We start from the raw sequence: 23,151 nt of genomic DNA, 5'->3' as shown, positions 1-23,151 counted from the left end.
CAGCACCAACTGCACCACCTGCAGAATCGCCATCAGCTTCGTGTACTCGACCTGATTCGCGACCTGCCGCGCCACATCCCCCAACTCCCGCGACAAATCCGCGGTCTCCGCCATCACATCCCCACCCGACACCTGCCCCACCAGATCCCGGATCGCCGCCACGAACGCCTCCGCAGCATCACCCTCGAAATTCTCCAGAATCACCGGCACCAACTCGCCGACATAACCCCCCAACACCTTCAGGTCGTCCGCCACCGCGTAATAGTCGTCCGCCACCGACCGCATCAGATCCTCATCCGCCTCCGGCCACGGCATCCCCGTCACGAACGAGAAGAACCCGGCGATCTCAGGCGAAGGATTGATCGACATGGCGGCAGCCACCTTTGTGCGGAGAACTACGAACGAGGTAGGGGGGTCAACTGGGGTGCGGCAGGTCCCGGGTGAGGGAGTGTTACCAGTTGTTGGACTTCTTGGAGGCGTCGTCGTCGGCGGTCTGGAGCTGATCGGCGGTGGTCTTGCCGGCGGTGCCGACCCGACCGAGGGAGGTGCCGATGTAACCGACGGTCTTGGTGAGGTCTTCGGTGGGCTTGTCCACCTGCTGGTGGTACTGCTTGCCGATGTCGTCGTTGCCGGCCGAGGTCTTGTTGAGCTTGTTGAGGTGGACGATGCTGGTGTTGAGGTTCTTCAGCCGGTGCTCGAAGTCCTCGTAGTTGCCGAAGTAGGCCTTGAGGTCGCTGAGGGCCTTGAGCTTCTTAGCCACTGAATTCCTCCTGCTTCTGGGCCGACTTGCGGCGACGCTTGGGCTCGTCCTGCTTGAACTCGGCCTGCTTCTCGGCGGCGGCCTTCTTGGCGGCGGCGCGTTCCTCGGCCTCGAACTGCTCCTGCTTGGTTCGCTTGGCCTCGGCCTCCTCGGCTTCGAAGCCAGGTCGCATGGCGCGCAGCGGCTTCATCAGCTCCTCCAGGTCGGCGGGCAGGTCGTCGCCGAACCCGGCGGCGGCCTGGACGAGTTGGCCGACGTTGGAGAACTGGGAGATGCGCCGCGTCACCTTCTCGCCCATCCGGCCGCGGGCCTCGTTGAGGACGGTGACCAGGGCGGCGGAGAGTTCGGCGGGTGCCATCGACTGGTAGGCGGTGTTGAGGAACTTGATCGAGGTGACCTGGCCCTGCGGGCCGACGGTGACGCTGACCAGGCGGTCCTTGGAGGTGACCGTGGTGGTGACCTTGTCCAGTTCGGCCTTGGCCGCGGCCATCTTCTGCTGCTGCTCGCGCATCACGGCCATGGCGGCCTCGATGCGCCCTTCGACGTCCAGGTTCATCGCGACTCCTCTCGGGTCTCTCGGGTTGCTACTGATAGGAACGGAGAAGCGGGCGCCCGGGGATCAACCGAACCGGGACGCGATCGGATCGACCGCGGCCACGGCCCGGTTGCCGGGCGCCCGCAGGGGACCGGCGACCCGCCCCACAACGGGCCGCCGGGACTTAACGGTTCAGCGGCCGATGACGCCGCTCACCGACTTGTTCTCGGTGCCCCAGGCCTCCTCGTCCTCGGCGAGCCAGGTGGTCCGCTGCCGGGCCTGCCCGCCGGGGCCGCCCTGGGGCGACATGCCGCCCATTCCGCCCATCGGGGGCATCATCGGGGGCTGCTGGCCGGGGCCGCTGCCCTGGGCGGTGGCCTGCTGCTCGGCGGCGGCCGCGGCGCGCTTCTCGGCCTCGGCCTGGGTCTCCCGCAGCAGGGCGTCACCGCCGGTGGGGTCGCCGCCGCCGGCCACGGCCTTCTGGCTCATCCCGGTCTCCGGATTGAGCAGCGGGGAACTGCCGCCGACCGTGGTCGTGCTGTTCTTGCCGGTGCCGCCGTAGCCTCCGGACCCGGTGCCGGTGGTGACACCGCTGCCGAAGCCGGATCCGGTGCTGACGCCGCTGGTGCCGGTGCTGTAGCCGGAGCTGGTGGTGGACCGGTACTGGTTGCGCGCGTCGAGCAGCGCCTGTTCCTGGTTGGTCACCAGCTGCGAGGTGCGGTCGATCGGCTTGCCGTTGCCGTCGAGCAGGACGCCGTCCTTGATCTGGGCGTCCTTCGGCAGCACGTACGGGTTGCCGTTCGAGTCGACCAGCGGCTTGTTGTTGGCGTCCAGCAGCTGACCGTTGCTGATCTTCGCGCCATCGGGGACGGTGATCTGGTTGAACCGCTGGTCCGGCGTGTAGCCGCTCTGCGGGTCGGACTGCTTGACGCTGGAACCCTTGGGGGCGACCAGCTGCTTGCCGTCCGGGCCGAGGACCGGCTTGCCGGAGGAGTCGAAGACCAGGCCGTTCTTGTCGATCCGGGAGCCGGCCGGCACCATGATCGGCTGCTTGTTCTTGTCGAGGACGGGGTTGCCGTTCGAGTCGACCAGCGAGGACCTGCCGTCGGTGCCGGTGGTCGTGGTGCTGGTGGAGGTCCCGGGCAGCTTGATGTTCGGGTCTCCGCCGGGCAGGCCCGGGGTGGTGCCGGAGACCGTCTTCTTTCCTCCGGTACCGGTACCGGTGCCGGTCGAGTCGAGGCCCGGGATCGCACCGTCCGGTCCGGTCTTGCCGTTCGGATCGGTCTTGCCGTCGGCGCTCCCGCTCTGCTTGAGCTTGTCGAGCTCGTCCTGGTACTTCTTCTGCTGGTCGTCGGCCTGCTTCTGGTACTTGTCCTGCAGCTCCTGCTCCGTCAGCCCGCCCGTTCCGGTGCCCGAGGTGGACGGCTTGGGCATCTCCAGGTTCGGCGGGATGATGCCGCGCCGCAGGGCGCCGGCCACCGAGGTGTACTTGTCGTCGAGCTTGGAGAACGCGTCCTTGGACGCCGTGTCCAGCGTGACGAGGGTGGACATCCACTTCGTCTTCGCGGCCTTCTCGATCTTGTCGAAGAAGGCCTGCGAGTTGACGTCCTCTCCGCTCGCGCTGAGCACCTTGGCGGAAGTGAGCTTGGAGACACCGGAGTTGGAGTCGTAGGTGAACTCCCACTTGACGCTGGCACCGGCCATCGCCTCCAGAAAGGAGTCGTGCAGGGCGTTCAGGGCTCCGGCCCAGCGCTCGCTCATCCAGGCGTGGTACGCGTTGTACATGGCGAGCTGGGCGGACCCCAGCTCCTCGCGGGCGGAGTGCAGCTCCTGCACGTAGTTGGTCGGCTCGGTGAGGTCCGTCTTGACGTTCACCATGGCGAGCGTGAGGGTGCTGAGGAACTTGCGGAAGGTACCGGCCGCGTTGCCGCTCCAGTCGGAGGCCTTGCCCTGGTCGAGGCTCTCCGCCCAGGTCTTGAAGGTGGGAATCCAGGTGTCCAGGAAGCCGCCGACGCCGGTGAGCATCTCGCCCGCGTTGTCGAACGTCCACAGGTCGGTGACCCGGTTCTTGTACGGCATCGAGATGAGCGGGGCCAGGTTCTTCTCCGGGTCGTTGTGGAACGTGTTGTACGCCGACGACGTGGAGTCGAACATCGACCAGTCCGCATTGAACCCGACCACGAAGGCGTAGCCGCTGCCGTAGCCGGCGGTGCCGGTGGCCGCGAACGGGTCGACGAGCTGGGTGGACCACCAGATGTCGAAGCTGTGGTCCTGCTCCGGGACGAAGCTGTTGTACTGCTTCACCGCCCAGCTCTTGCCGTTCCCGCCGATCCAGCGCGCCGACCCGTCGCCGGCCACCGTGAGCCGGTTGGTCGGACCCTGGGTCTGCTTCTCTTCCAGGATCTTGAGCGCGTCCTCCCAGGACTTCTGCACTCCCATGGCGCTGCCCCCTTCCCGTGGCTCAGGTGGTGGTGGTCTCGGTGGTGGTGCTCGGTGCGGACGAGGCGGGCTTCGCCGAGCCCGACTTGATGGCGTTCAGCACGTCCCACATCTGGGCGACCGTCACGGTGTCGTCCGCCGCGTTCTGGATCAGCAGCTTGACGTTCTTCAGGCTGACGAACGTGGCGTGCATGGATCGCTCGAACGACTCGATCGCGTCGAGCAGTTGCTTGCAGAAGGCCTGGAAGGTCGACTGCAGTGAGCGGATGCTCTCCAGCTCCTCGGGGTTGCCGGGCAGCAGCTGCCCGGCGTCGCCGGTGAGCTTGCCCTGGGCCCAGGCCTCGCGGAGCATCATGACCCAGTGGTTGGTCTGAAGGTCCTTCAGGAACGCCTCGACCTTCTTGGCGCACTCCTCCAGGTACTGGTCGGTGACCTTGAAGCTGCCGTCCTCCGGCGGAGCCTTGGGATCCACCTTCTTCTTGTCGTCCGCGGTCTTCTTGTCGTCCGCGGTCTTCTTGTCGTCCGCGGTCTTCTTGTCGTCCGACTGCTCGGTGTCGGTCGTCGTGGCCATCGGGCAGGTCGTCCTCTCGTTGCGCTCGTTCGGGGTCATCAGGGGGAACGGCGGCCTGCCGAACGGCGGTTCACCTCCCGGAACGTGTGAGGACCCGACTCGCGCGGTGCGAGTCGGGTCCTCGGGTGTCCGGCCGAGCCGGCGCTAGCCGAACAGCTGGGCGCTGCGCTGGTCGGCGCTGCGCAGCGTGTCGTGCATGTCGGCGAGGCGGTCGGCACCGGAGTCGAACTCGGTGGTCATCGCGGTGTCCAGCGCCTCCACGGTGCGCTTGAAGTCCTGGAACGCGGTGCCCGCCGCACCCTGGAAGGAGTCGACGGCCGGCATCAGTTCCTGCATCAGCTGCTCGAGGCTGCTGTGCATCTGGTGCGCGTAGGCCTTCATCTGCTCGGTGGCCTCGGTGACGACGGTGTGGTCGACGTTGATGTCCAGATCGGACATGGCAACCCTGCTTTCTGTTCTGGGAGGTTGATCAGCCGTTGAGGACGGTGGCCACGCCGACGTCGTAGCCCGGGCTTGTGGTCCAGCTCTGGGCGACCGCGACGCCGTCCTGGGTCGCCCGGCCGAGGGCCGAGCTCGAGCCGAGGGTGGCCTCGTGCAGCGCCTGGTACTTCTGCATGATCGTGTCGTAGCCCATGATCCACTCCTCGACCTTGCGGCAGAACAGCCGACCGGCCTCGGACTGGAACCCGGTGCCGACCCGACCCATCAGCTCGTCGACCTGGGACTTGGTGCTCCTCATCTGGCTGACGTAGCCGTCGAGGTGCTGGAGCAACCGCTGCAGTACCTCATCGATGGCTACTGTCTTGTTCTCGCCTGCCACGTGTTCTCCTCGGTGCGTGGTGTCTTCGGGCCCGTTTCGCGGCCGCCGTGCGGGGCGGCCCGGCCGAGCCCTCGCCAGGTGGAACGGCCTTGCGCCGCAGGTGGGTTCAGCCGCCCTTGACGGGGGTGCAGGCATCCGCGGGGGCGAGCCGGGAGACCACGCCGCCGTTGGCGAGCGCCGCCGGGTCCAGGCTGGGGCCGGTCGGCAGCAGGGTGAGCAGGGTGTCGGGGACACCGACCGGGATGGCGCCGGCGTAGCCGAGTTTCTTCTCGGCGTCCTTGTTGGGCAGCGGGTACTTCACACCGTTGTCGGTGACCAGGTAGTCGGTGGCTCCGGTGCCGCCGCCGGACAGGGCTCGGACCAGGGCGCCGCCGCCGGGGCGGACGGCGATCCGGTCGGCTTCGGTGCAGGTGGGCAGGATGCCGGGTTCGCGGCTGGGGGCGCGGCCGCCCAGCGCCGCGGTGTCGACCACGGTGACCAGGGTGATCGGGCCGGCGGCGGCCGGCCGCAGTTCGGCGCAGATGCTCTGCCCCTGGGCGGGGTTGAGCAGCTTGGGCGGCTCGGCGGGCAGGTCGGTGCCGTGCGCGGTGGCGACCGGCGGGTGGTCGGCGAGATCGGCCGCGCCGATCGGCAGGGCGAGCGCCGGGGTGTTGCCGTAGGCCGAGCTCTGGGTCCGCGGGTCACCGCGGAGCAGTTCGAAGACCGTGGCGGTGATCTGTTCCAGTCCGCCCTGGCCGAGCAGGTAGTGTTCGCCGGCCGGTCCGGTGAACAGCTGCCCGATCCTGGTGGGGCGTCCGGCGAGTGACGGTCCGTCGGTTCCGCGTCCGGGGACGTCCGGCGGGGCGAGGTCGGCGCCGACCGGCAGCGCGTTGAGGAAGGCGGTGGTCACCGGGTAGGGCGTGGTGCCGGAGTAGCCGAGTGCCCGCGGCGCGCCGTTCGCGGTGTCGAGCTTGTGCCGCTTGCCCTGGCGCAGCAGATAGGGGGTGCCGTCGGGGGTGGCGATCAGGACGCCGTCGGTGGCGGTGAGCGGGTTGCCGTCCCGGTCGGGGGCGATCACCAGGGCGAGTCCGGGGGCGGTGCTGCCGGACGGCGTGGTCTCCCGGGCGGCGCAGGCCAGCCAGCCGTCGCCGCTCAGCGATTTCGCCGAGGGCAGCGCGTCGGGTGCGCCGAGGATGCCGACCGCCCCGCCGCGCGGCGTGTCGCCGAGCGACTTCTCGCGGACGTCGGTGAGCACCATCTTCTCCCCGGCGATCAGTTTGGCGCTGGCCTGGTTGAGGACGGGGTGCAGTTCACCGCCGAGGTAGAGGAACCGGGCGCCGGTCTCGGTGACCACGATCAGCGTGCCGGGTTTGCGCCAGCCGGTCGCGCCGCCGGGCACGATCACTCCGTACAGGCCCATGATCAGGGCGATGCCGACGCCGATGAACAGCCCGTTCCGGACGCCGCGGGTGGTGCGGCCGGTGGGGATGTCCGGCGCGTCGGGCTCGGCCCGCAGCATGCCTGCGGCGAGCCGGCTCATCACGAACAGGTGCGCCTGGACCTGGTCGCGCCTGGACTGCATCTGACTCCTCCTCGGATACGGCGTGCGGGGACGGCGGGGACGACGGCGCGGGCGCGGCGACGGCAGGTGCGGTGGTGGGCGCGGTGGGGCTGCTCAGCCGTTGAGGCCGCGGACCAGCGCGAACACCCCGGCCACGCCGAGGGCCAGCGGGAGCAGGCTCAGCGCGACCATGGTGTGCAGGACGTCGGCGATCCGGCCCCAGTACGGCAGCAGGCGCCGGCCCGGCACCGTCCAGGAGGCGATGGCGAGCACCGCCGCCAGCGCGGCGAGGCCCGCCAGGACCAGCAGCCGCCCGGAGGGGTCCTGCTCGCCGGCGTAGCCCGCGCCGAGCAGCCCGAGCCCGTACACTCCGGGCACCACCATGGCCAGGCGCTGCGGAATGCTGCCGACGGCACGGGCGTGCAGCAGGAGCAGGACGGAGAGCGCGGCGGTCATCGCGACGGCGAGGGTTCCCGTCAGGTCCGACAGCGCGGTCAGACAGCCGACGCAGGCCGCGCCGATGGCCAGGTGAAAGGCCGTCAGGTAGCCGTCGGCGACTCCGGTCCGGTCCAGTACCTCCTCGGCCGGGAACGGCTCGATGTTCTCCTGGAGTTCGTCGGCGGTGCGCGGCAGCGGCGGCAGCCGCAGTCCGGAGAGCTTGAAGGAGATGCCGGGCGCGAACGCGCCGAAGATCACCACGGCCACCGCGAGCAGCGCGGCGGTGTGGCCGGGTTCCAGGTCGGCGAGGGAGAGCGCTCCGGCGAGCACGCCGAGGCCGGAGGCGGCGAGCACGGCGAGGAACAGCGGCGCCGAGCAGGCCACGGCGGCGAGCGCCAGCACGGCGGCGCCCGCGGCGGCGGAGCTGCCCGCGAGCAGTCGAGCGGCTGTCAGGTCGGTGGCCCCGGCGGGCAGCAGGGCGCCGGCCAGGGCGAGGTAGGGAACGGCGGCGGCACCGAGTGCGGTGCCGGCCGCGCCGTCGCCGACCGCGCGCGAGGCGCTGCCCGCGCCGAGCAGCAGCAGTCCGCCGAGGGTGGCGGCGGCGAGCAGCCGCGGCTGGTGCGGGCCGGGGAGCACGAGCAGCACGAGGCCGGCGGCCAGCGACAGCATCGACAGTCCGAGCGCCAGGTGGTGGGTGATCGCGGGTCGCCAGGAGTCGGCGCGCTGCTGCATGCCGGTGGTGACGCCGTCGATCAGGTCGTCGAAGTGGACCGGCGGCAGTGCGTCGCGGCGGTGCCGTAGGAAGAGTTCGGTGCCGTCGTTGAGCTTGAGCGCCTCGGGTGTCTGGTCCTCGTCGAGCGGTTCCTCGCCGAGCCGTTGCAGCACCCAGCCGCCGTGCTCGACGGCGTCCTCGTCCAGGTCCTGCCCCGCGTAGCCGATGATCGTCGGGAGCAGGTCGGCGAGCGGGATGTCGGCGGGTACCGACAGCTCGAAGACCTTCTCCGGACCGTGGAACCTCAATCGGCACAGTCCTGCCACGGTACTGCTGCTCACTGCCCCGTCCTTCCCGCCGTCCACGCGCCGTCGGGCGCCTCGCGCCGAAGCGCCTCCGGACAGCGGAACGGGCAGGGTGCGGGGTTCAGTTCACCGGCGGGCGGCGGAGCGGCGCAGGACGTCCAGCAGGTGTTCGACGCCCGCGTCGCCGCGGCGTTCGATCAGCACGGCGAGCCAGCAGCCGGCCTGGTACCGGTCGGGCAGGCTCCAACTGCCGACGGAGGGGTGCTCGTCGAGGACCAGCGACTCGGCGAGCAGCCGCAGTTCGGTGAAGCGGCGGTCCGCGAGGGTGCTGAGCTCGCGCGGGGCGGCGTGCCGGGCGGTCGGGCCGAGCAGGTCGCGGACGGCCCCGATCAGCGTGGCGGCGTCGCCCGGCGGGACGTCCAGCGCGGGCACGTCGAGCTGGGCGTCCGCGGCCGGGCGCGGGGCCTCCAGCCAGTCGCGCAGCAGGAGGCGCACCTCGTCCTCGCGCTCGTCCCGGTTCACTCGGCCCCCTCGGCAGTCCTGGTGTACCTACCCCACAGTAGCGACCGGGGCGGACTGCCGACAGGTCCGTACCAAACCCGTGGCGGGCCGCGGCACGTACTCTCCTGAGGACCCGCGCCGAGCGGTCCGGACCGGTGGCTGCTGCCGCCGGGCCTCGCAACTCCTGCCCCGAACCGAGGTATCGCCGTGGCGACCGTACTCATGCCCCTGCCCAGCCGTGACTTCGACCCCTCCGAGGCCGCCGTCAGCTGGCGGGTCCTCACCGACGCCGGCCACACGGTGCGCTTCGCCACCCCGGACGGCCGGCCGGGCGTCGCCGACGACCTGATGGTCACCGGCCGCGGCCTCGACCCGTGGGCCCGGGTGCCGGGCCTGGGCCGCCTGGTGCTGGTCGGCCGCGCACTGCGCGCCGACGCCGCGGCTCGGCGGGCGTACGCCGAGATGACCGCGGACCCCGCGTACCGCGCGCCCGCCACCTGGTCCGGGTCGACGCTGGACGGCGTGGACGGGCTGCTCCTGCCGGGCGGTCACCGGGCGCGCGGCATGCGGGAGTTCCTGGAGAGCGCCGACCTGCAGTCGCTGGTCGCCACCGCCTTCGCCCGGGACCTGCCGGTCGCGGCGATCTGCCACGGCGTGCTGCTCGCCGCGCGCAGCGCCGACCCCGCGACGGGCCGCTCCGTCCTCCACGGCCGCCGTACCACCGCCCTCACCTGGTCCCTGGAGGGCCGCGCCTGGCGGGTCGCCCGCCGCACCCGCTTCTGGGAGCCCGACTACTACCGCACCTACCCCGACGGCCCCGGCAACCCCGCGGGCTACATGTCGGTGCAGCAGGAGGTCACCCGCTTCCTGGCCTCCCCCGCCGACTTCCTGGACGTCCCGGGCACCGACCCCGACGCCCGGCGCAAGCTCGCCGGTCGGCACCGTGACACCCCGTCGGACGCCCGCCCCGCCTTCGTGGTCCGGGACGGGCGCTACGTCTCCGCCCGCTGGCCGGGTGACGCGCACACCTTCGCGGCGGTGTTCGCCGAGGTGCTGACGGAGACGGCGACCGGCTGACGGACCGTCGGGCACCCGCTGCGGTCCACGCCTTCAGCCGTGGGAGGCGCGATGGACCGCGGCGGTGCCTTCGGTCGCTCGGGTGTAGGGGCCGAGCCCGGTGAGTTCGATCATGGTGGTGGCGAGGCCGAGGAAGGCGCGGTGGAGGGTGCGGCCGGACGCGGCGGGCAGGCGGTGGGTGCGGCGGAGGGCCTGGTCGGTGTCGGGCAGGAGGGTGGGGTCGGGTTCGGCGGTGACGGCGTGCCAGGTGCGGGTCAGCAGGTCCCGCAGCTCGTCGTGGCTGGTGCCGAGGTCGGGAGCGGTGGCGGTGGCGGCGTCGAAGAGTTCGCGCCAGCGGGAGCCGAGGCTGCGCAGGGCGCGGCTGTCTGCGGCCCAGTCGCAGTCGGTGAGGACGGATTCGGCGAGCGCTTTGACGGTGCGGGCGTGGTCGGTGTCGGGGATGCGGGCGCCGAGGGTGCGGCGGGTGGCGCGGCGGGCCAGCTGCTCGGCGGGGCCGCCGGGCGGGGCGGGCCGGGTGGACCACAGCGGGTGCCCGTCGGGGTGGTGCAGCAGGTGGCCGGGGCGCAGGACGGTGGCCGCCGCGGCGCGCAGCCTGGTGTGGGCCGGACGGTGGCGGTAGGCGGTCCGGGTGGGCGAGTCGTCGGCGGCGCGGGCGTGCAGCTGGACGAGGATCGCGGGCGACGGGGCCAGGACGTGCCACAGGCAGGCGCCCATGGCGGCTTCGGCGGCCTGTTCGTGGCCGACCCGGCCGCAGCCGCAGAGCAGGACCTCGTCGGTGGCCCGGGCGATCGCTTCGGCGTAGCCGGTGAGGGCGGCGGGTCCGCGGGCGGCGAGCGCTTGGCTGAGCGGCTCGCCGCGCACGTGGTCGGTCAGCAGGCGGGCGATCGCGTCGTAGCGGGGGGCGGAGTCGACGGTGCGCCGGATCCGGCCGCAGCTGCCGGCGAAGGTGAACTCGCCGACCGAGTCGGCGAGTTGACCGAGCGGGCGGGTCGCTGCGGGGCGGGTGGCGACGGGCCCGGCGGGCCGCAGGACGGTGGCGGCTGCTCTCACGCTCCGCTCTCCGGGCCGTGCTGGCGGTGGAGGCGCACGGGGAGCGCCTGGAGGCTGTTCAGCGCGATGGCGGGGCTGGGGGCCAGCTCGGCGTCGGGGACGGCGAGGTGCAGCTCGGGGTAGCGCTCGAACAGGGCGGGGAGGGCGATCGCGGCTTCGAGGCGGGCCAGGTGCGAGCCGGGGCAGATGTGCGGGCCGTGGCCGAAGGCGAGGTTGCGGGTGGCCGGGCGGGTGACGTCGAAGCGGTCGGCGTCGGGGCCGTGTTCGGCGGGGTCGTGGCCGAGCGCGCCGTACGCGACCAGCACGGCTTCGCCCTCCTCGACGAGGGTGCCGGCCAGGTCGATGTCCTCGGTGGCGTAGCGGGCGAGGAAGTTGTTGACCGGGGAGGCCCAGCGCAGGGTCTCCTCGACGGCGGCGGTCCAGTCGGCCCGGCCGGTGAGCAGCAGGTCGAGCTGGTCGCGGTGGCCGCAGAGCGCGCGGACGGCGTTGACGATCAGGTTGACGGTGGTCTCGTGGCCGGCCGCGACCATCACGGAGAGGGTGCCCTGGACTTCCTCGTCGGTGAAGCGTTCGCCGCCCTCGCCGGCGGCGAGCAGGGCGCTGGCCAGGTCGTCGCCGGGGTGGGCGCGCTTGTCGTCGAGGACCCGGGTGTAGAAGGCCCGCAGGGCGGCGATGGTGGCCATCACCTCGGCGGGGCCGGCGACGGAGGAGAACAGCGAGTCGTAGAGGCGGCGCAGGTCGCCGGTGTCCGCGCGGTCGAGGCCGCAGAGTTCGCCGATCACGTTCATCGGCAGCGGGAACGCGAACGCGCTCTTCAGGTCGACGACCTCGGTGCCGTGGCCGGCCAGGTGGTCGAGGAGTTCGTCGGTGACCTCGGTGATCCGGGGCCGCAGCGCGTCGACCCGGCCGGGGGTCAGGGCGGCGGCGGTGAGGGAGCGCAGGCGGCGGTGGTCGGCGCCGTCGACGGTGACCACGCTGCGGCCGGGGTTGACGGCGGCGGTGAGCGACCAGCCTTCGGGGATCTCGCCGCGCTGCCAGGCGCCCCAGCGGTTGACGTCCTTGACGAAGCGGGCGTCGGTGAGGAGTCGGCGGGCGGCGTCCTGGTGCGTGACGGCCCACATCCGGACGCCGCCGGGGAGTTCGACCCGGGCGACGGGGCCGGCGGCGACCAGGCGGGTGCGTTCCGCGTCGCGGTCGGCGGCGTGCGGATCGAGCGGGACGAGCACGGGGGTGTCGGTCATCTGCGGTCTCCGTAGCTGGATGGGACGGGCGGGTGTCACCACGGCGCGCGCTGGGCGTCCGGGTGGTCGGCGCGGGCCCGCTGGTCGGCGTGGACGGCGGCGAGTTCGGCCTCGGTGAGGCTGTCGTCGGGCCGGCCGGGCGGTTCCTGGGCGCGCAGTCGCGCTTTGGCCAGCAGGACGCCCGCCGGGGCGGCGCGGGCCAGGCGGCGGGTCCAGCGGCTTTCCAGGCGGTCGATGAGCTCGGTGGGGCCGGTGCGGTTGACCAGGCCGTAGCGGGTGGCGGTGGCGGCGTCGACGCGTTCGCCGAGCAGGACGAGCTCGCGGGCCCGGGCGGGTCCGATCTCGGCCACCAGACGCGTCAACGCATCGCCCCAGCAGGGCGGTTGACGGACGTACAGTTCGGGGAGCCGGAAGACGGCGTCCTCGTCGGCGAGGCGCAGGTCGCAGGCGACGGCGAGGGACAGGCCGAGTCCGGTGGCGGCGCCGTGGACCCGGGCGAGGGTGACGGCGGGTGCGGCGGTGACGGCGGCGACGGCGCGGGCGGAGAGGGCGGCCTGTTCGGCGGCGGCGTCGGGGTGGTCGGTGCCGGGTTCGGCGAGGTCGACGCCGGTGCAGAACGAGGGTCCGGCTCCGCGCAGGGTGACGACCCGGATCGCGGGGCGTTCGGAGAGGCTTTCGAAGACGGCGGCGAGGTCACGCAGGGCTGCGCGGTCGAGGGCGTTGGCCCGGTCCGGCCGGTTGACGACGACGCGCATCAGCGGGCCGTCGACGTCCACCACAATGGCGCTGCCTGCGGACACGGCACGCCCACCTCTTCCCTCACGTCCGGCGGGGTCCGTTTTTGGGGACGCTCCGCTCCTCACGGTCGAACGGGCCGCGAGGGTCGGGTGGTTCAGCCTCGTCGAAGGAAATTTCGACGAGTTCTCCGGCGGCTGCCGACGGCGGGTCAGCGCCCGGCCGCGAGGCGTTCCACCAGGCGTTCCACTCCTTCCGCGCCGAGTCTGGCGATCAGGACGGCGACCCATTCGGTGACGGCTCGACGTTCGACGGGGCTCCACCCGCCGACGGAGGGGTGCTCGTCGACGACGAGGGCACCGGAGATCCGGCACAGCGCCGCGAAGCCGGGCGCGGTGCGGGCGACGGCGACCAGCCTCGGGTCGGGGTCGCCGCCGAGGGCGAGCACGTTGCGCGCCTCGCGGATGACGGCGGAGGCGTCGGCGGGCGGCAGGTCGAGTCCGCCGACCGGTCGGTCGTCCGGGGTGTCGGGCGGCAGCTCCACCGGCTGCCAGCTGCCGATCATCAGGCGGACCGCGTCCGCCTCGATCCGTCGGCCGAACCTCACGTGGCCACCCCCTGAACAGTCGTCGACGGGTCCGTCCCCCCTGTTCCGCACAACGAGAAGGGCCGTCCCAGTGGTTCACTCCTGACCCGCCGGCCGGTAGTGTCGGTCGCACCCGGGGGCGACACGAGATGGCAGGAGATCTGTGGACGTCCTGGTGCTGGGCCCGGTCGAACTGCGCACCGAGAGCGGCGCGGTGCTCGCCGTGGGCGGCGCGCGGCGCTGGGCGGTGCTCGCCGTGCTGGCGGTACACCTCAACGAGGCCGTGACGGTGGAGTCGCTGGCCGACCAGGTGTGGGCGGGCGAACCCCCGCCGACCGCCCGGGCCGCCCTGCAGGGACACGTCGCGGCGCTGCGCAAGCTGCTCGGCGAGGGTCTTCACCTGGTCAGCACGCCGGGCGGCTACCGGCTGGAGGGCGACCGGGCCCGGGTCGACTCCTGCCGCTTCGAGGACCGCTTCGACGAGGCACGGGCGGTGCGCGACGACGAGGAGGCGGCGCGACTGCTGCTGGCCGCCGTCAAGTCCTGGCGCGGCGACGGGTTGACCGGCCCGAACGGCGAGGTGGTGTGCCCGCCGCTGGCGCGCCGGCTGTCCGAGCGGCGGATGCGGGCGATCGAGGCGTACGCGGAGCGGATGCTGCGGCTCGGCCGGGCCGGGCAGGTCGTCCCGGCGCTGACCATGGCCGTGCGGGCTCACGCGCTGCGCGAGCCGCTGGTGCGGCTGCTGATGCTGTGTCTGCACCAGACGGGCCGCACCGCCGAGGCCGTCGAGCTGTACGAGCAGACCCGGGAGGGCCTGGCCGACGAGCTCGGCGCGCAGCCGGGCCCGCAGCTGCTCGACGCACTGGCCCGAATCAGCGTCCGGCCCGAGCCCGCGGCACCTGCCGCGGGTCCGGCCCTGGTGCCCCGTCAACTGCCGCGCCGCACCGGCGGGTTCGTCGGCCGGGAGGCGGAGCTGGCGGAGCTGGACCGGGCCGCCGCCGCGGGCCCGGGGGTGCTGGCGGTGGTCGGACCGGCGGGCGTGGGCAAGACCGCCCTGGTGGTGCGCTGGGCGCACCGGGTGGCGGAGCGGTTCCCGGACGGTCAGCTCTTCGCGGATCTGCGGGGGTTCGACGAGGGCGATCCGGAGCGCGTCGACGCGGTGGTCTCCGGGTTCCTGCACGCGCTCGGCGTGAGCGGCGGGCAGCTGCCGACCCAGCCCGGCGAACGGGCGGCGATGCTGCGGTCGTTGCTGGCCCGGCGCCGGCTGCTGGTGGTGCTGGACAACGCGCGGGACGCGGCGAGCGTGCGCGGGCTGCTGCCGTCCGGCTCGGGCAGTCTGGCGGTGGTGACCAGCCGTTCGGCGCTCTCCGAGCTGGAGTTGCGGGAGGGTGCCCGCCGGGTGGCGCTGTCGCCGCTGCCCGCCGCGGACGCGGTGGCGCTGGTCGCGGCGGTGGCCGGCGTGGACCGGGTGGCGGCGGAGCCGGAGTCGGCCCGGCGCTGGGTCGAGCTGTGCGACCATCTGCCGCTGGCGCTGCGGATCTCCGCCTCGCGGCTGGTGACCCGTCCGCAGTGGAGCATCGCGCAGACCGTCGCGGAGATCGAGGACGAGCGGCACCGGCTGTCCGGGCTGGCGGTGCCGGGCGGAGTCGGGGTACGGGCGGCGATCGCGGTGACGGGCCGTCTGCTGCCGCCGGAGGCGGCCCGGTTGCTGGCCCTGCTCGGGGTCCTGCCGGTGGAGGAGTTGGACGCCTGCACGGCGGCCGCACTGCTCGGCCAGAGCCTGGCGGAGGCGCGGCACGCGTTGGGCGTGCTGGCGGCGATGCACCTGCTGGAGGAGCCCCGCCCCGGCCGGTTCCGCCGGCACAGCCTGGTCGGCCTGTACGCCCGTCAACTCCTGGCGGAGACGGCGGACCCGGCGGTGGTCGGCGCCGTCTGGCGGCGGCTGACCGAGTACTGCGTGGCCGCGACGTACGCGGGCGCGGGGCCGCTGACTCCCTACCGGCAGTTGCTGGAGCCCGCAGCGGCGGCGAACGCCGGCCTGCCCCGGGCGATCGACTCGCCGGCCGGCGCGGTGGCCTGGTTCGCCGGGAACGAGCCGCTGGTGCGGGCGGTGGTGCAGCAGGCGCTGACCCGCGGCGACCACGACGGGGCCTACCGACTGGCTCAGAACGCGTACATCTTCTACTACCTGGCCGGTCCGGCCGACTCCTGGGTGGCGGTGTGCCGGGACGGCCTGGCCGCGGCGATGGCGGTGCGGCCCGGCGCGGGCGTGGCACACGCGCGCAGTGCGCTGGGGGTGGCGCTGATCGGGGCGGGCCGGGCCGAGCAGGGGGTGAGCTTCCTGGAGCGGGCCCGCGACATGGACGCTCAGCTCAGCGACCCGCGCGACCGGCTGGTCACCTTCATGCGGCTCGGCGTCGGCTACCTGGAGTGCGGGGCGCCGCCGGAGCGGGCCGCGGCCGCGTTCGAGAGCGCGGGGCGCCTGGCGGACGAGCTCGGCGACGATCGCACCAAGTCGGTGGCGCTGTACCACCTGGGCCGGGCCCGGCTCGCGGGCGGGCAACTGGAGCAGGCGCTCGCGGACGCGGACGCCTCACTGGCGCTGCTGCCGGGCGCGAAGGACAACGAGCGGGTGTGGCTGGTGCTGCTGCGTGCCCAGGTGCTGGCCCGGCTCGGCCGGGCGGAGCAGGCCCTGGCGCCGGCCGAGGAGGCGACGGCGGTCCTCGGGCGGCTCGGCTACACCGCGCGGGAACCGGAGGGGCACCGGCTGCTGGCGGAGCTGTTGCTCGCCGGCGGCCGGGCGGCCGAGGCCAGGAAGCATCTGCGGCTCGCGGTCGACCAGCTGGTGCGAGCGGGGTCGCCGCTGGCCGAGCAGGCCCGGCGGGAGCTGGCGGCGGCCGAGGGCGTGCGCGGCTCGTGAAACCGGTCCGGCGCGGATGAACCGTGGGCATACGGTGAAGAAATTCGTCGCAGGTCAGATAGCGTTTTGAGGTCTTTTCAGCGGCTCCCTTGACGTGGCAACGCTAGGTGCGGAATCTTCGATCTGTCAGAACGGTGCAGGTCGGAGCGGGTCACCCGGTCCGCCGGCCGTTCGGTCTGCGTGCGGCGGGCGGACAGTGGGCGATGTGAATGGGGTGTGGTCGGTGTGAGGGTGTCGCTGCTGGGATCGGTGGAGTTCACCTCATCGACTGGCGACACCCTGGACGTACCGGCCGGTAAGCGGCGGTCGGTACTCGCCCTGCTCGCCCTGGAGATCAACCGCGTCGTCCCGGTGGAACGTTTCTTCGACCTGGTGTGGGACGGCGACCCGCCGCCGCAGGCCCGCGCCGCGCTGCAGGGCCACATCGCCGGACTGCGCAAGCTCTGTGACGGCACGTCACTGACCGTGGTCACCCAGGCCCCCGGCTACCTGCTGCGCGGTGACGAGGAGCAGGTAGACGCGCGGCGGTTCGACCGGCTGATCGCCGAGGCCCGCACCGCTCCCGACGAGCAGGCCACCGAGTTGCTCGGCCAGGCCCTCGCACTGTGGCGCGGCGAGCCGCTGACCGGCGTCCCGGAGGGCGAACTGCGGACCCGCTGGGGCAACGACCTCGCCGAGGCCCGGCTGCGCACCCTGGAGGAGTGGGCGCAGCGGCTGCTGACGCTCGGCCGGGCCGGCGAGGCGACCGGCGCGATCGAGGCGGCGCTGCGCGAGGACGGGCTGCGCGAGCCGCTGGTGCGGCTGCTGATGCTGGCGCTGCTTCAGGAGGGCCGCCAGGCGGAGGCGCTGACCGCCTACCACCGCTGCCGGCGGCTGCTCGCCGACCAGCTCGGCGTGGTGCCGGGCCCGGCCCTGCAGGGCGCGCTGGCCGAGGTGCTCGACCAGGCCGGCTCCGAGGAGCCGGTCGCCCCCTCCCCCACGCCACCGGCCCGGTCGTCGGCGCCCGCGCCGGTGGCGGCGGCGCGAACCCAGGTGCCCCGTCAACTGCCACGGCTGCAGGGCGGGCTGGTCGGCCGTGACGCGGAGACGGACTGGCTGGACGAGCAGCTCGGCGCGGACGGCGACGGCGGCGGCCTGGCGGTGGTGACCGGCGCGGCCGGGTCGGGGAAGAGCACGACGGTGCTGCGGTGGGCGCACCAGCGGGCCGACGGCTTCCCGGACGGCCAGCTCTTCGCCGACCTGCGCGGCCTGGACCGCGGCAGCCCGGTCGAGCCGCACGAGGTGTGCCGGACCTTCCTGCAGGCACTGGGCGTACCCGAGCCCCAGATCCCGGACGAGCCCGCCCGCGCCGAGGACCTGTACCGCTCGGTCACCCAGTCGCTGCGGCTGCTGGTGGTGCTCGACAACGTGGGGCGCGCGGACACCGTACGGCCGCTGATCCCGGCCGGCTCGGGCAGTTCGATGGTGGTGACCAGCCGCAACGTGCTGAGCGACCTGGTCGTGCTGGACGGCGCGGCGACGCTGTCGCTGGGCGCGCTGCCGGTCTCCGACGCGATCGAGCTGGTGGAGCGCCTGGTCGGCGGCGAACGGGTGCGCGCCGAGCCGGAGATGACGCTGCGGCTGGTCGAGCTGTGCGACCGGCTGCCGCTGGCGCTGCGGATCGCGGTGGCCCGGCTGACCGCTCGTCCGGCCTGGCTGATCGGCGACCTGGTCGAGGAACTGGAGGACGAGCGGATGCGCCTCGAACTCCTCGACACGGCGGGCGAGTCCAGCGTCACCGCGGCGCTCGGCGCGACCCTGCACCAGCTCAGCCCGGACGCCGTGCGGCTGCTCACCCGGCTCGCCCTCCATCCCGGGGTGGAGATCGACGCCCCGGCCGCGGCCGCGTTGCTCGGCGCCAACGAGCAGGTCGCCCGGGCCGCGCTGGGCATCCTGGCGGTCTTCCACCTGGTGACGGAGGTCAGCCCGGGCCGGTTCACCTGCCACGACCTGGTGCGGCTGTACTCGGCGCGGCTCGGCGAGCACGACCTGACCGCCGAGGAGCGGCAGCAGGCCGCCGAACGGCTGCTCGACTACTACCTGGCGGCGACCGTCCGGGCCGGCTCCTTCACGACCCTGCACCGCGGTGGCCCGCCGCCGGCCGGCGGCTCCGAGCCGTCGCTGCCGGCGCTCGCCGACGCCGGGCAGGCACTGGACTGGTTCCGCCGCGAGGAGCCCACGCTGCGCGCCCTGGTGGAGTCCGCGAGCACCGAGCGGGCGTACGGGCCGGCCTGGCGGCTCGCCGACGCCGCGGTGACCCTCTACCACGGCACCGGCACGGTCTCGGCGTGGCTGTCCTGCGTCCAGGCGGGTCTGCGGGCGGCGGAGCGGTCCGGCGAACCGGTCGCGGTCGGCCGGATGACGGCAGCCGTCGGTGCGGCGCTCACCGAGCGCGGCCGGCCCGGCGAGGCGGTCCGCCACCTGCGCCAGGCGGTGCAGTACCAGGAGGCGTTGGAGCTCTCCGTCGACCTGGTGCGCAGCCGGCTGGCGCTCGGTGTCGCCGAGGCCGCGCTCGGGCAGCACGAGTTCGCCGCCGACGTCTTCGAACTCGCGCTCGAGGAGAGCCGCCGACTCGGCGACGCCCGGGCCGAGGGCCTCACCCTGGCCACCATGGCGGAGGCGCTGCTGGCCTGCGGCAAGAACGCCGCCGCCCTCGACCGGGCCCGCCAGGCCCGCACCATCCTGGCCGACCTGCCCACCTCCAACACCGCGTTGACCGCGCTGGTCAGCGAGGCGGACGCGCAGCGCCGACTCGGCCGGGACGACGAGTCCGAGCAGCTGTGGGCGGAGGCGATCACCGCCGCCGCCGATCTCGGGCACACCAGGGTGCTCGCCACCGCCGAGTGGCGCTACGCCACGCTGCTGGAGGGCCTCGGGCGCCGCACCGAGGCTCTCGTCCACCTGCGCCGGGCCGCCGAGCTGGCCGCCGAACGGCACGACGCGGCGGCCTCCGCCCGGATCGCCGAGGACCTGCGCCGCCTGACCGAGGCCGAGGCCGACCCCGCGTCCGCCTCCGACCCCGTCCCGCCCCACGCCTCCTTGCCCGCCGCCAACGCCTGACGGGTCGGCGGCCAACGCCTGGGCGCGCCCGCCAACGGCACCCACGGGACGGCGTTGGCGGTTCGTTCGGCCCGCGTTGGCGGCCGCTGACACCGTACGGATCATCAGATCGAGGCGGTTCGGACGGGAGCGAGGTCGGCGATGGGGACTTTGGGCGGCAACACGGGCGCACGGCTGGACGAGGAGACCCTGGGCGAGCTGTACCGGATGCACGGGCCGTACCTGCTGCGCGCCCTGCTCAAGCTCACCGGCGGCGACCGGTCGAAGGCCGAGGACATCCTGCAGGAGACCCTGGTGCGGGCCTGGACCCACCCGGAGGCGTTCACCCAGGGCCCCGAGTACGGTCGGCCGTGGCTGTTCACGGTGGCCCGCCGGATCGCCATCGACCACTTCCGGATGCAGTCGGTGCGCCCGCAGGAGGTGTGGGACGACTCGGCCGCCGAACGGCCCGCCGCCGGCGACCCGTACGAGGCGGTGCTCGCCGGGCACGACCTGGCCGCGGCGCTCGCCCAACTGGCGCCCGACCACCGGGCGGTACTCGTCGAGGTGCACCTGCGCGGCCGTTCCGTCGCCGAGGCCGCCCGCACCCTGGGCATCCCGGCGGGAACCGTCAAGTCCCGTACGTACTACGCGATGCGGGCGCTGCGCCCGGTGCTGGAGGCGCGCGGGATGGGGCCGCTGGCGGCCGTCGGCTGAACCGGCCGGGGCGGCCCGGGTGCACTGAACTCCGGGCCGCACGGGGGCCGTTGAGCGGGATGTTCCCTCATCCCAGGAGGCATTCCCGCCATGGTCACGGCTCCTGTCCACCCGCTCCCGGCCGACCGCTCGGCGCTCGCCGCCGAGTCCCTGCTCGATCTGGCCGACCCGCTGCCGCGGCTCGCCGCCCGGCTGCGCGACGAACCCGCCGAGCGGCTCGCCCCGGTGCTGCACGCCCTCGCCGACGCGCTGCGCGAGCGTCCGCACCCGCTGTTCCGGCTCGTCCCGGTCGACCTGCGCCTGCCCGAAGGCCGGGTCCGGCTGGACCTGCTGGCCCTGCCGAGCATCTTCCCGCCCGACGACGAGTGGAGCGTGGCGTTCCTGCGCGGCCTGCTGCGCAAGCCCCGCCAGGCGTTCCACGACAAGCGGATGATCGAACTGGGTTGCGGCTCCGGCTGGATCTCACTGGCCCTGCTCACCCTCACCGACCTGCGCTCCGTCCTCGGCGTCGACCTCAACCCCCAGGCGGTCCTGGTCTCCCGGCTCAACGCCGTCCTCAACGGCTACGACTCCCTGGGCCGCCCCCGCCCCGGCCGGCTCGCCGAACGCTACGACGCCGTCGCCTCCGACCTGCTCACCGAGCCCCGGCTGAGCGGCCGGCGGGCCGACCTGGTGATCGGCTGCATCCCGCAGGTCGCCACCGCCGAACTCGACCTCGGCACCGAGCAGGGCCCGTACGACCTGTGCAACTACGCCCTTCCCCAGGGCCTGTCCGAGGACCGCTACGGCCTCGGCCTGAACTCCCGTGCCCTCGCCGAGGCGGCCGAACTCCTCGACCCGGGCGGGTCCGTCGTCCTCAACCTGGCCGGCCGCCCCGGTGCCGCCGTGCTGCGCCGGATGTTCCGCCGCCACGGCTACACCTCGGCCACCCTGCACACCGCCCGGGTCCGGCAGGCCGCGGACACCGACATCACCCCGCTCGCCGAGCTGGAGTCGGGGTCCGGCCACCCGTGCGCCTTCTACCTCGAACGCGACGCCGCCGAACCGGTGCCCGCCACCACCGCCCGCGCCGTCCTCGCCAACGGCCGTCCGGTCTACCACGACCTGCACGTGATGGAGGGTCACCGCCCGGCCCGCCGCAGCAACGCGGTCCCGCGGGCCCGCAGCGCCGACACGCCGCACCGCTCCGGGCACGGTGCCTGGTCCCTCTCCCGCCTCGCCGCCCGCTTCGCCGCCCACCTCGCCGACGCGCCGTTCTCCCCGTACCCCCACGAGGCGGGCAGCGCCCGGCTCCGCTCCCGCCTCGCCACCGTCCTCCAGTCCCACCACTCGCTCCCCCTCGCCCCCGCGGAGATCTTCGCCGCCCCCGGCCGCGTCGACCTCCTGCACGCCGTCCTGCTCACCCTCACCACGCCCGGCGACACGGTGGCCCTGACCGAGGGCGTCCGGCCCCGGCTGTCCGCGGCCGTCCGCAAGGCCGGGCTGACGGCCGTCCACCTCCCCGCCGACCCCGTCGAAGCCGCCCGCCGGCTCCCGTCCCTCGACGCCCGCGTGGTGGTGGCCACCGGAGCCGACCCGCGCCTGGCCCGGCTGCTGACGGCCTGTGAGGACACCGATGCCCTCCTGCTGGTGGACGCACCCGCCCTCCTGGCCACCGGACTCCTCGCCACCGGTGCCGAGACCGTCGGCAACGCCTCGCTCCGCCTCCTGCGCGACCACCCCGCCTCCGGCCACCTGGCCGTCCTCACCGAGGCCGGCCCCGCCGGGCTCGCCCTCGGGCTGCTGCTCTCCCGCGACCGGCGCCTGCTGGACCACCTGGAGATCGCCGCCGAACTCACCTGGTCCCGGGTCTCCCAGGTCGCCGAGTTCGCCCTGCTCACCCTGGTGGACGGGCTGCTCGCTCGACCTTCGGCCGCGGACGGCCCTGGCGGGGTGCTGCCCACCGACTCCGCACCCCCACCGCCGGCCAGGCCCGGCCCGCCGCCCGGCCCCACCGCTCGCGAGGCCGCCGCCCACCCGGCGTTCGCCCGGCCCGCGCCCGCCGCGGGCACGATCCGCCTCGACTACGGCGAGAACGAACTCCCCCTGCCGCCCGCGCTGCGCTCCGCCATGGTGCACGGCGTGCTGCGCGCCCGCTCGGCCTCCGGGGAGGCCGAGGCACGCCGGGACCGGGCCGCCGTGGCCGGCTACCTGCGGGCCACCCGGCTGCCCGAGGTGACGGCCGCTCAGGTCACCCTCGGCGCAGGCTCACTCCCCCTGCTCTTCGACGCCCTGCGCGCCCGCCACCGGACGCTGGGCCGCGGACCCGTCGTGCTCCTCCCGCAGGGCTCGTACGGCCTCTTCGGCCCACTCGTCCGCGCCGCGGGCGGCACCGTGCGGACCCTGCCCGCCGTGCCCCCGGACTTCCTCGCCACCCCCGAGGCACTCGCCGCCGCCGGGCCGTTCGACGTCCTGCTCCTCACCAGCCCGGGCAACCCGACCGGCGTCCACGTCCCGCCCGCGGTGCTCCGCTCCCTGGTCGCGGCTGCCTCGGCCTGCGACGCGAAGGTGATCCTGGACGAGGTCTTCGGCCTCCTCGCCGACCTGGACGGGCCCCTCCCCCTCGGCGGCGACCGCTGGGCGGGCCTCAGCCCCGCGGAACGCCGAGCCCTGCTCCTCGTCGGCGGCCTCTCCAAGGAGTTCGCCGCCGGCGGCCTGCGCCTCGGCTTCGCCGCCACCGCCGATCCCGAGTGGAGCGGCGCCCTGCGGGCGCAGCGGCTCTCCCCCCTGCCACCGCACCTGCGCATCACGGCGACCCGCCTGTTCGCCGACCTCCCCGCGCTCTGGCCGGAACTCAAGTCCCTCCGCGCCGAGTTGGCCTCTCATCGGGCCCAACTCTCCGACTGCCTACGGGAACTCGGCTTCGGTCTGCCCGACGGCCCGCGCGGCGGCCTCTTCCTCCACCCGGACGTCGCGCCGCTCACCAGCGACCCCGACGCCTTCGTCCTGGCCCTCGAACAGCAGGCCGGCGTCCGCCTCAACACGCCGTCCTGGTCGGGCACCGCCTCCCGTGCCCGCGCCTGCTTCGCCCTTCCCGAGCACCACCTCGCCGAGGCCCTCCACCGCCTGCGCGGCCACCTCGGCTGA

The 23,151-nt window shown here is 73.9% G+C and carries 19 protein-coding genes; 5 read left to right on the top strand and 14 right to left on the bottom strand.

The window, feature by feature from the left end; translation table 11 throughout:
- The 10 genes from AB0K51_RS26260 to AB0K51_RS26215 all read right to left on the bottom strand — a co-directional run.
- On the bottom strand, positions 1–369 hold a 369-nt coding region (locus tag AB0K51_RS26260), incomplete at its 3' end, for a hypothetical protein (RefSeq protein ID WP_363459604.1).
- An 82-nt stretch (positions 370–451) separates the two neighbouring features.
- Positions 452–760 (bottom strand): hypothetical protein, encoded by a 309-nt coding sequence (locus AB0K51_RS26255; RefSeq protein ID WP_363459603.1) that lies wholly within the window; start codon positions 758–760, stop codon positions 452–454.
- Positions 753–1,316 (bottom strand): YbaB/EbfC family nucleoid-associated protein, encoded by a 564-nt coding sequence (locus AB0K51_RS26250; protein ID WP_363459602.1) that lies wholly within the window; start codon positions 1,314–1,316, stop codon positions 753–755. The genes AB0K51_RS26255 and AB0K51_RS26250 overlap by 8 nt, the downstream gene beginning before the upstream one ends.
- Before the next feature lie 171 nt (positions 1,317–1,487).
- Positions 1,488–3,734, bottom strand: a complete 2,247-nt coding sequence (locus AB0K51_RS26245) for a hypothetical protein (protein ID WP_363459601.1) — start codon at positions 3,732–3,734, stop codon at positions 1,488–1,490.
- 22 nt (positions 3,735–3,756) lie between these two features.
- Positions 3,757–4,305: a hypothetical protein gene (locus AB0K51_RS26240; RefSeq protein ID WP_363459600.1), complete on the bottom strand. Its 549-nt coding sequence runs from the start codon at positions 4,303–4,305 to the stop codon at positions 3,757–3,759.
- Positions 4,306–4,449: 144 nt separating this feature from the next.
- Positions 4,450–4,743: a WXG100 family type VII secretion target gene (locus AB0K51_RS26235; protein ID WP_363459599.1), complete on the bottom strand. Its 294-nt coding sequence runs from the start codon at positions 4,741–4,743 to the stop codon at positions 4,450–4,452.
- Between the two features lie 31 nt (positions 4,744–4,774).
- Positions 4,775–5,125 (bottom strand): hypothetical protein, encoded by a 351-nt coding sequence (locus AB0K51_RS26230; protein WP_363459598.1) that lies wholly within the window; start codon positions 5,123–5,125, stop codon positions 4,775–4,777.
- Positions 5,126–5,231: 106 nt separating this feature from the next.
- On the bottom strand, positions 5,232–6,686 hold the full coding sequence (gene eccB / locus AB0K51_RS26225; RefSeq protein WP_363459597.1) for a type VII secretion protein EccB: 1,455 nt from the start codon (positions 6,684–6,686) through the stop codon (positions 5,232–5,234).
- A gap of 93 nt (positions 6,687–6,779) precedes the next feature.
- A complete protein-coding gene (eccD, locus tag AB0K51_RS26220; protein ID WP_363459596.1) occupies positions 6,780–8,156 on the bottom strand; it encodes a type VII secretion integral membrane protein EccD in 1,377 nt (458 codons plus the stop codon).
- Positions 8,157–8,246: 90 nt separating this feature from the next.
- Complete coding sequence (locus tag AB0K51_RS26215) at positions 8,247–8,642, bottom strand: hypothetical protein (protein ID WP_363459595.1); 396 nt, start codon at positions 8,640–8,642, stop codon at positions 8,247–8,249.
- Positions 8,643–8,828: 186 nt separating this feature from the next.
- Between AB0K51_RS26215 and AB0K51_RS26210 the strand changes: the two genes are divergently transcribed.
- Positions 8,829–9,698: a type 1 glutamine amidotransferase domain-containing protein gene (locus tag AB0K51_RS26210; protein WP_363459594.1), complete on the top strand. Its 870-nt coding sequence runs from the start codon at positions 8,829–8,831 to the stop codon at positions 9,696–9,698.
- 33 nt (positions 9,699–9,731) lie between these two features.
- Here AB0K51_RS26210 and AB0K51_RS26205 read toward each other — a convergent pair whose 3' ends face one another.
- The 4 genes from AB0K51_RS26205 to AB0K51_RS26190 form a co-directional block, all read right to left on the bottom strand.
- The gene (locus tag AB0K51_RS26205; RefSeq protein WP_363459593.1) at positions 9,732–10,748 is read right to left on the bottom strand and encodes a hypothetical protein; all 1,017 of its coding nucleotides are present in this window, start codon (positions 10,746–10,748) and stop codon (positions 9,732–9,734) included.
- Positions 10,745–11,989 (bottom strand): cytochrome P450, encoded by a 1,245-nt coding sequence (locus tag AB0K51_RS26200; protein ID WP_363459592.1) that lies wholly within the window; start codon positions 11,987–11,989, stop codon positions 10,745–10,747. The genes AB0K51_RS26205 and AB0K51_RS26200 overlap by 4 nt, the downstream gene beginning before the upstream one ends.
- 35 nt (positions 11,990–12,024) lie before the next feature.
- Entirely contained in the window at positions 12,025–12,789 is a 765-nt protein-coding gene (locus AB0K51_RS26195) for an enoyl-CoA hydratase/isomerase family protein (protein WP_363459591.1), read from the bottom strand.
- 146 nt (positions 12,790–12,935) lie between these two features.
- Positions 12,936–13,331: a hypothetical protein gene (locus AB0K51_RS26190; protein WP_363459590.1), complete on the bottom strand. Its 396-nt coding sequence runs from the start codon at positions 13,329–13,331 to the stop codon at positions 12,936–12,938.
- A 142-nt stretch (positions 13,332–13,473) separates the two neighbouring features.
- Here AB0K51_RS26190 and AB0K51_RS26185 point away from each other — a divergent pair, with 142 nt between their 5' ends.
- From AB0K51_RS26185 to AB0K51_RS26170, 4 genes are all read left to right on the top strand, one after another.
- Positions 13,474–16,230, top strand: coding sequence for a BTAD domain-containing putative transcriptional regulator (locus AB0K51_RS26185; protein ID WP_363459589.1), 2,757 nt, complete (start codon positions 13,474–13,476; stop codon positions 16,228–16,230).
- A gap of 231 nt (positions 16,231–16,461) precedes the next feature.
- The gene (locus AB0K51_RS26180) at positions 16,462–19,329 is read left to right on the top strand and encodes a BTAD domain-containing putative transcriptional regulator (protein WP_363459588.1); all 2,868 of its coding nucleotides are present in this window, start codon (positions 16,462–16,464) and stop codon (positions 19,327–19,329) included.
- Positions 19,330–19,470: 141 nt separating this feature from the next.
- A complete protein-coding gene (locus tag AB0K51_RS26175; RefSeq protein ID WP_363459586.1) occupies positions 19,471–20,025 on the top strand; it encodes a sigma-70 family RNA polymerase sigma factor in 555 nt (184 codons plus the stop codon).
- Between the two features lie 90 nt (positions 20,026–20,115).
- A complete protein-coding gene (locus AB0K51_RS26170) occupies positions 20,116–23,151 on the top strand; it encodes an aminotransferase class I/II-fold pyridoxal phosphate-dependent enzyme (RefSeq protein WP_363459584.1) in 3,036 nt (1,011 codons plus the stop codon).

This window comes from Kitasatospora sp. NPDC049285, assembly GCF_040678815.1.
GTDB lineage: Bacteria > Actinomycetota > Actinomycetes > Streptomycetales > Streptomycetaceae > Kitasatospora.
Note: the sequence above shows the minus strand (reverse complement) of the source record. Positions and strands in the feature narration are given on the sequence as shown.

Coding starts and splice junctions, on each gene's coding strand:
- AB0K51_RS26170 (WP_363459584.1), top strand. CDS start 20,116: ATGGTCACGGCTCCTGTCCACCCGCTCCCGGCCGACCGCTCGGCGCTC.
- eccB (WP_363459597.1), bottom strand. CDS start 6,686: ATGCAGTCCAGGCGCGACCAGGTCCAGGCGCACCTGTTCGTGATGAGC.
- AB0K51_RS26250 (WP_363459602.1), bottom strand. CDS start 1,316: ATGAACCTGGACGTCGAAGGGCGCATCGAGGCCGCCATGGCCGTGATG.
- AB0K51_RS26235 (WP_363459599.1), bottom strand. CDS start 4,743: ATGTCCGATCTGGACATCAACGTCGACCACACCGTCGTCACCGAGGCC.
- AB0K51_RS26240 (WP_363459600.1), bottom strand. CDS start 4,305: ATGGCCACGACGACCGACACCGAGCAGTCGGACGACAAGAAGACCGCG.
- AB0K51_RS26200 (WP_363459592.1), bottom strand. CDS start 11,989: ATGACCGACACCCCCGTGCTCGTCCCGCTCGATCCGCACGCCGCCGAC.
- AB0K51_RS26175 (WP_363459586.1), top strand. CDS start 19,471: ATGGGGACTTTGGGCGGCAACACGGGCGCACGGCTGGACGAGGAGACC.
- AB0K51_RS26245 (WP_363459601.1), bottom strand. CDS start 3,734: ATGGGAGTGCAGAAGTCCTGGGAGGACGCGCTCAAGATCCTGGAAGAG.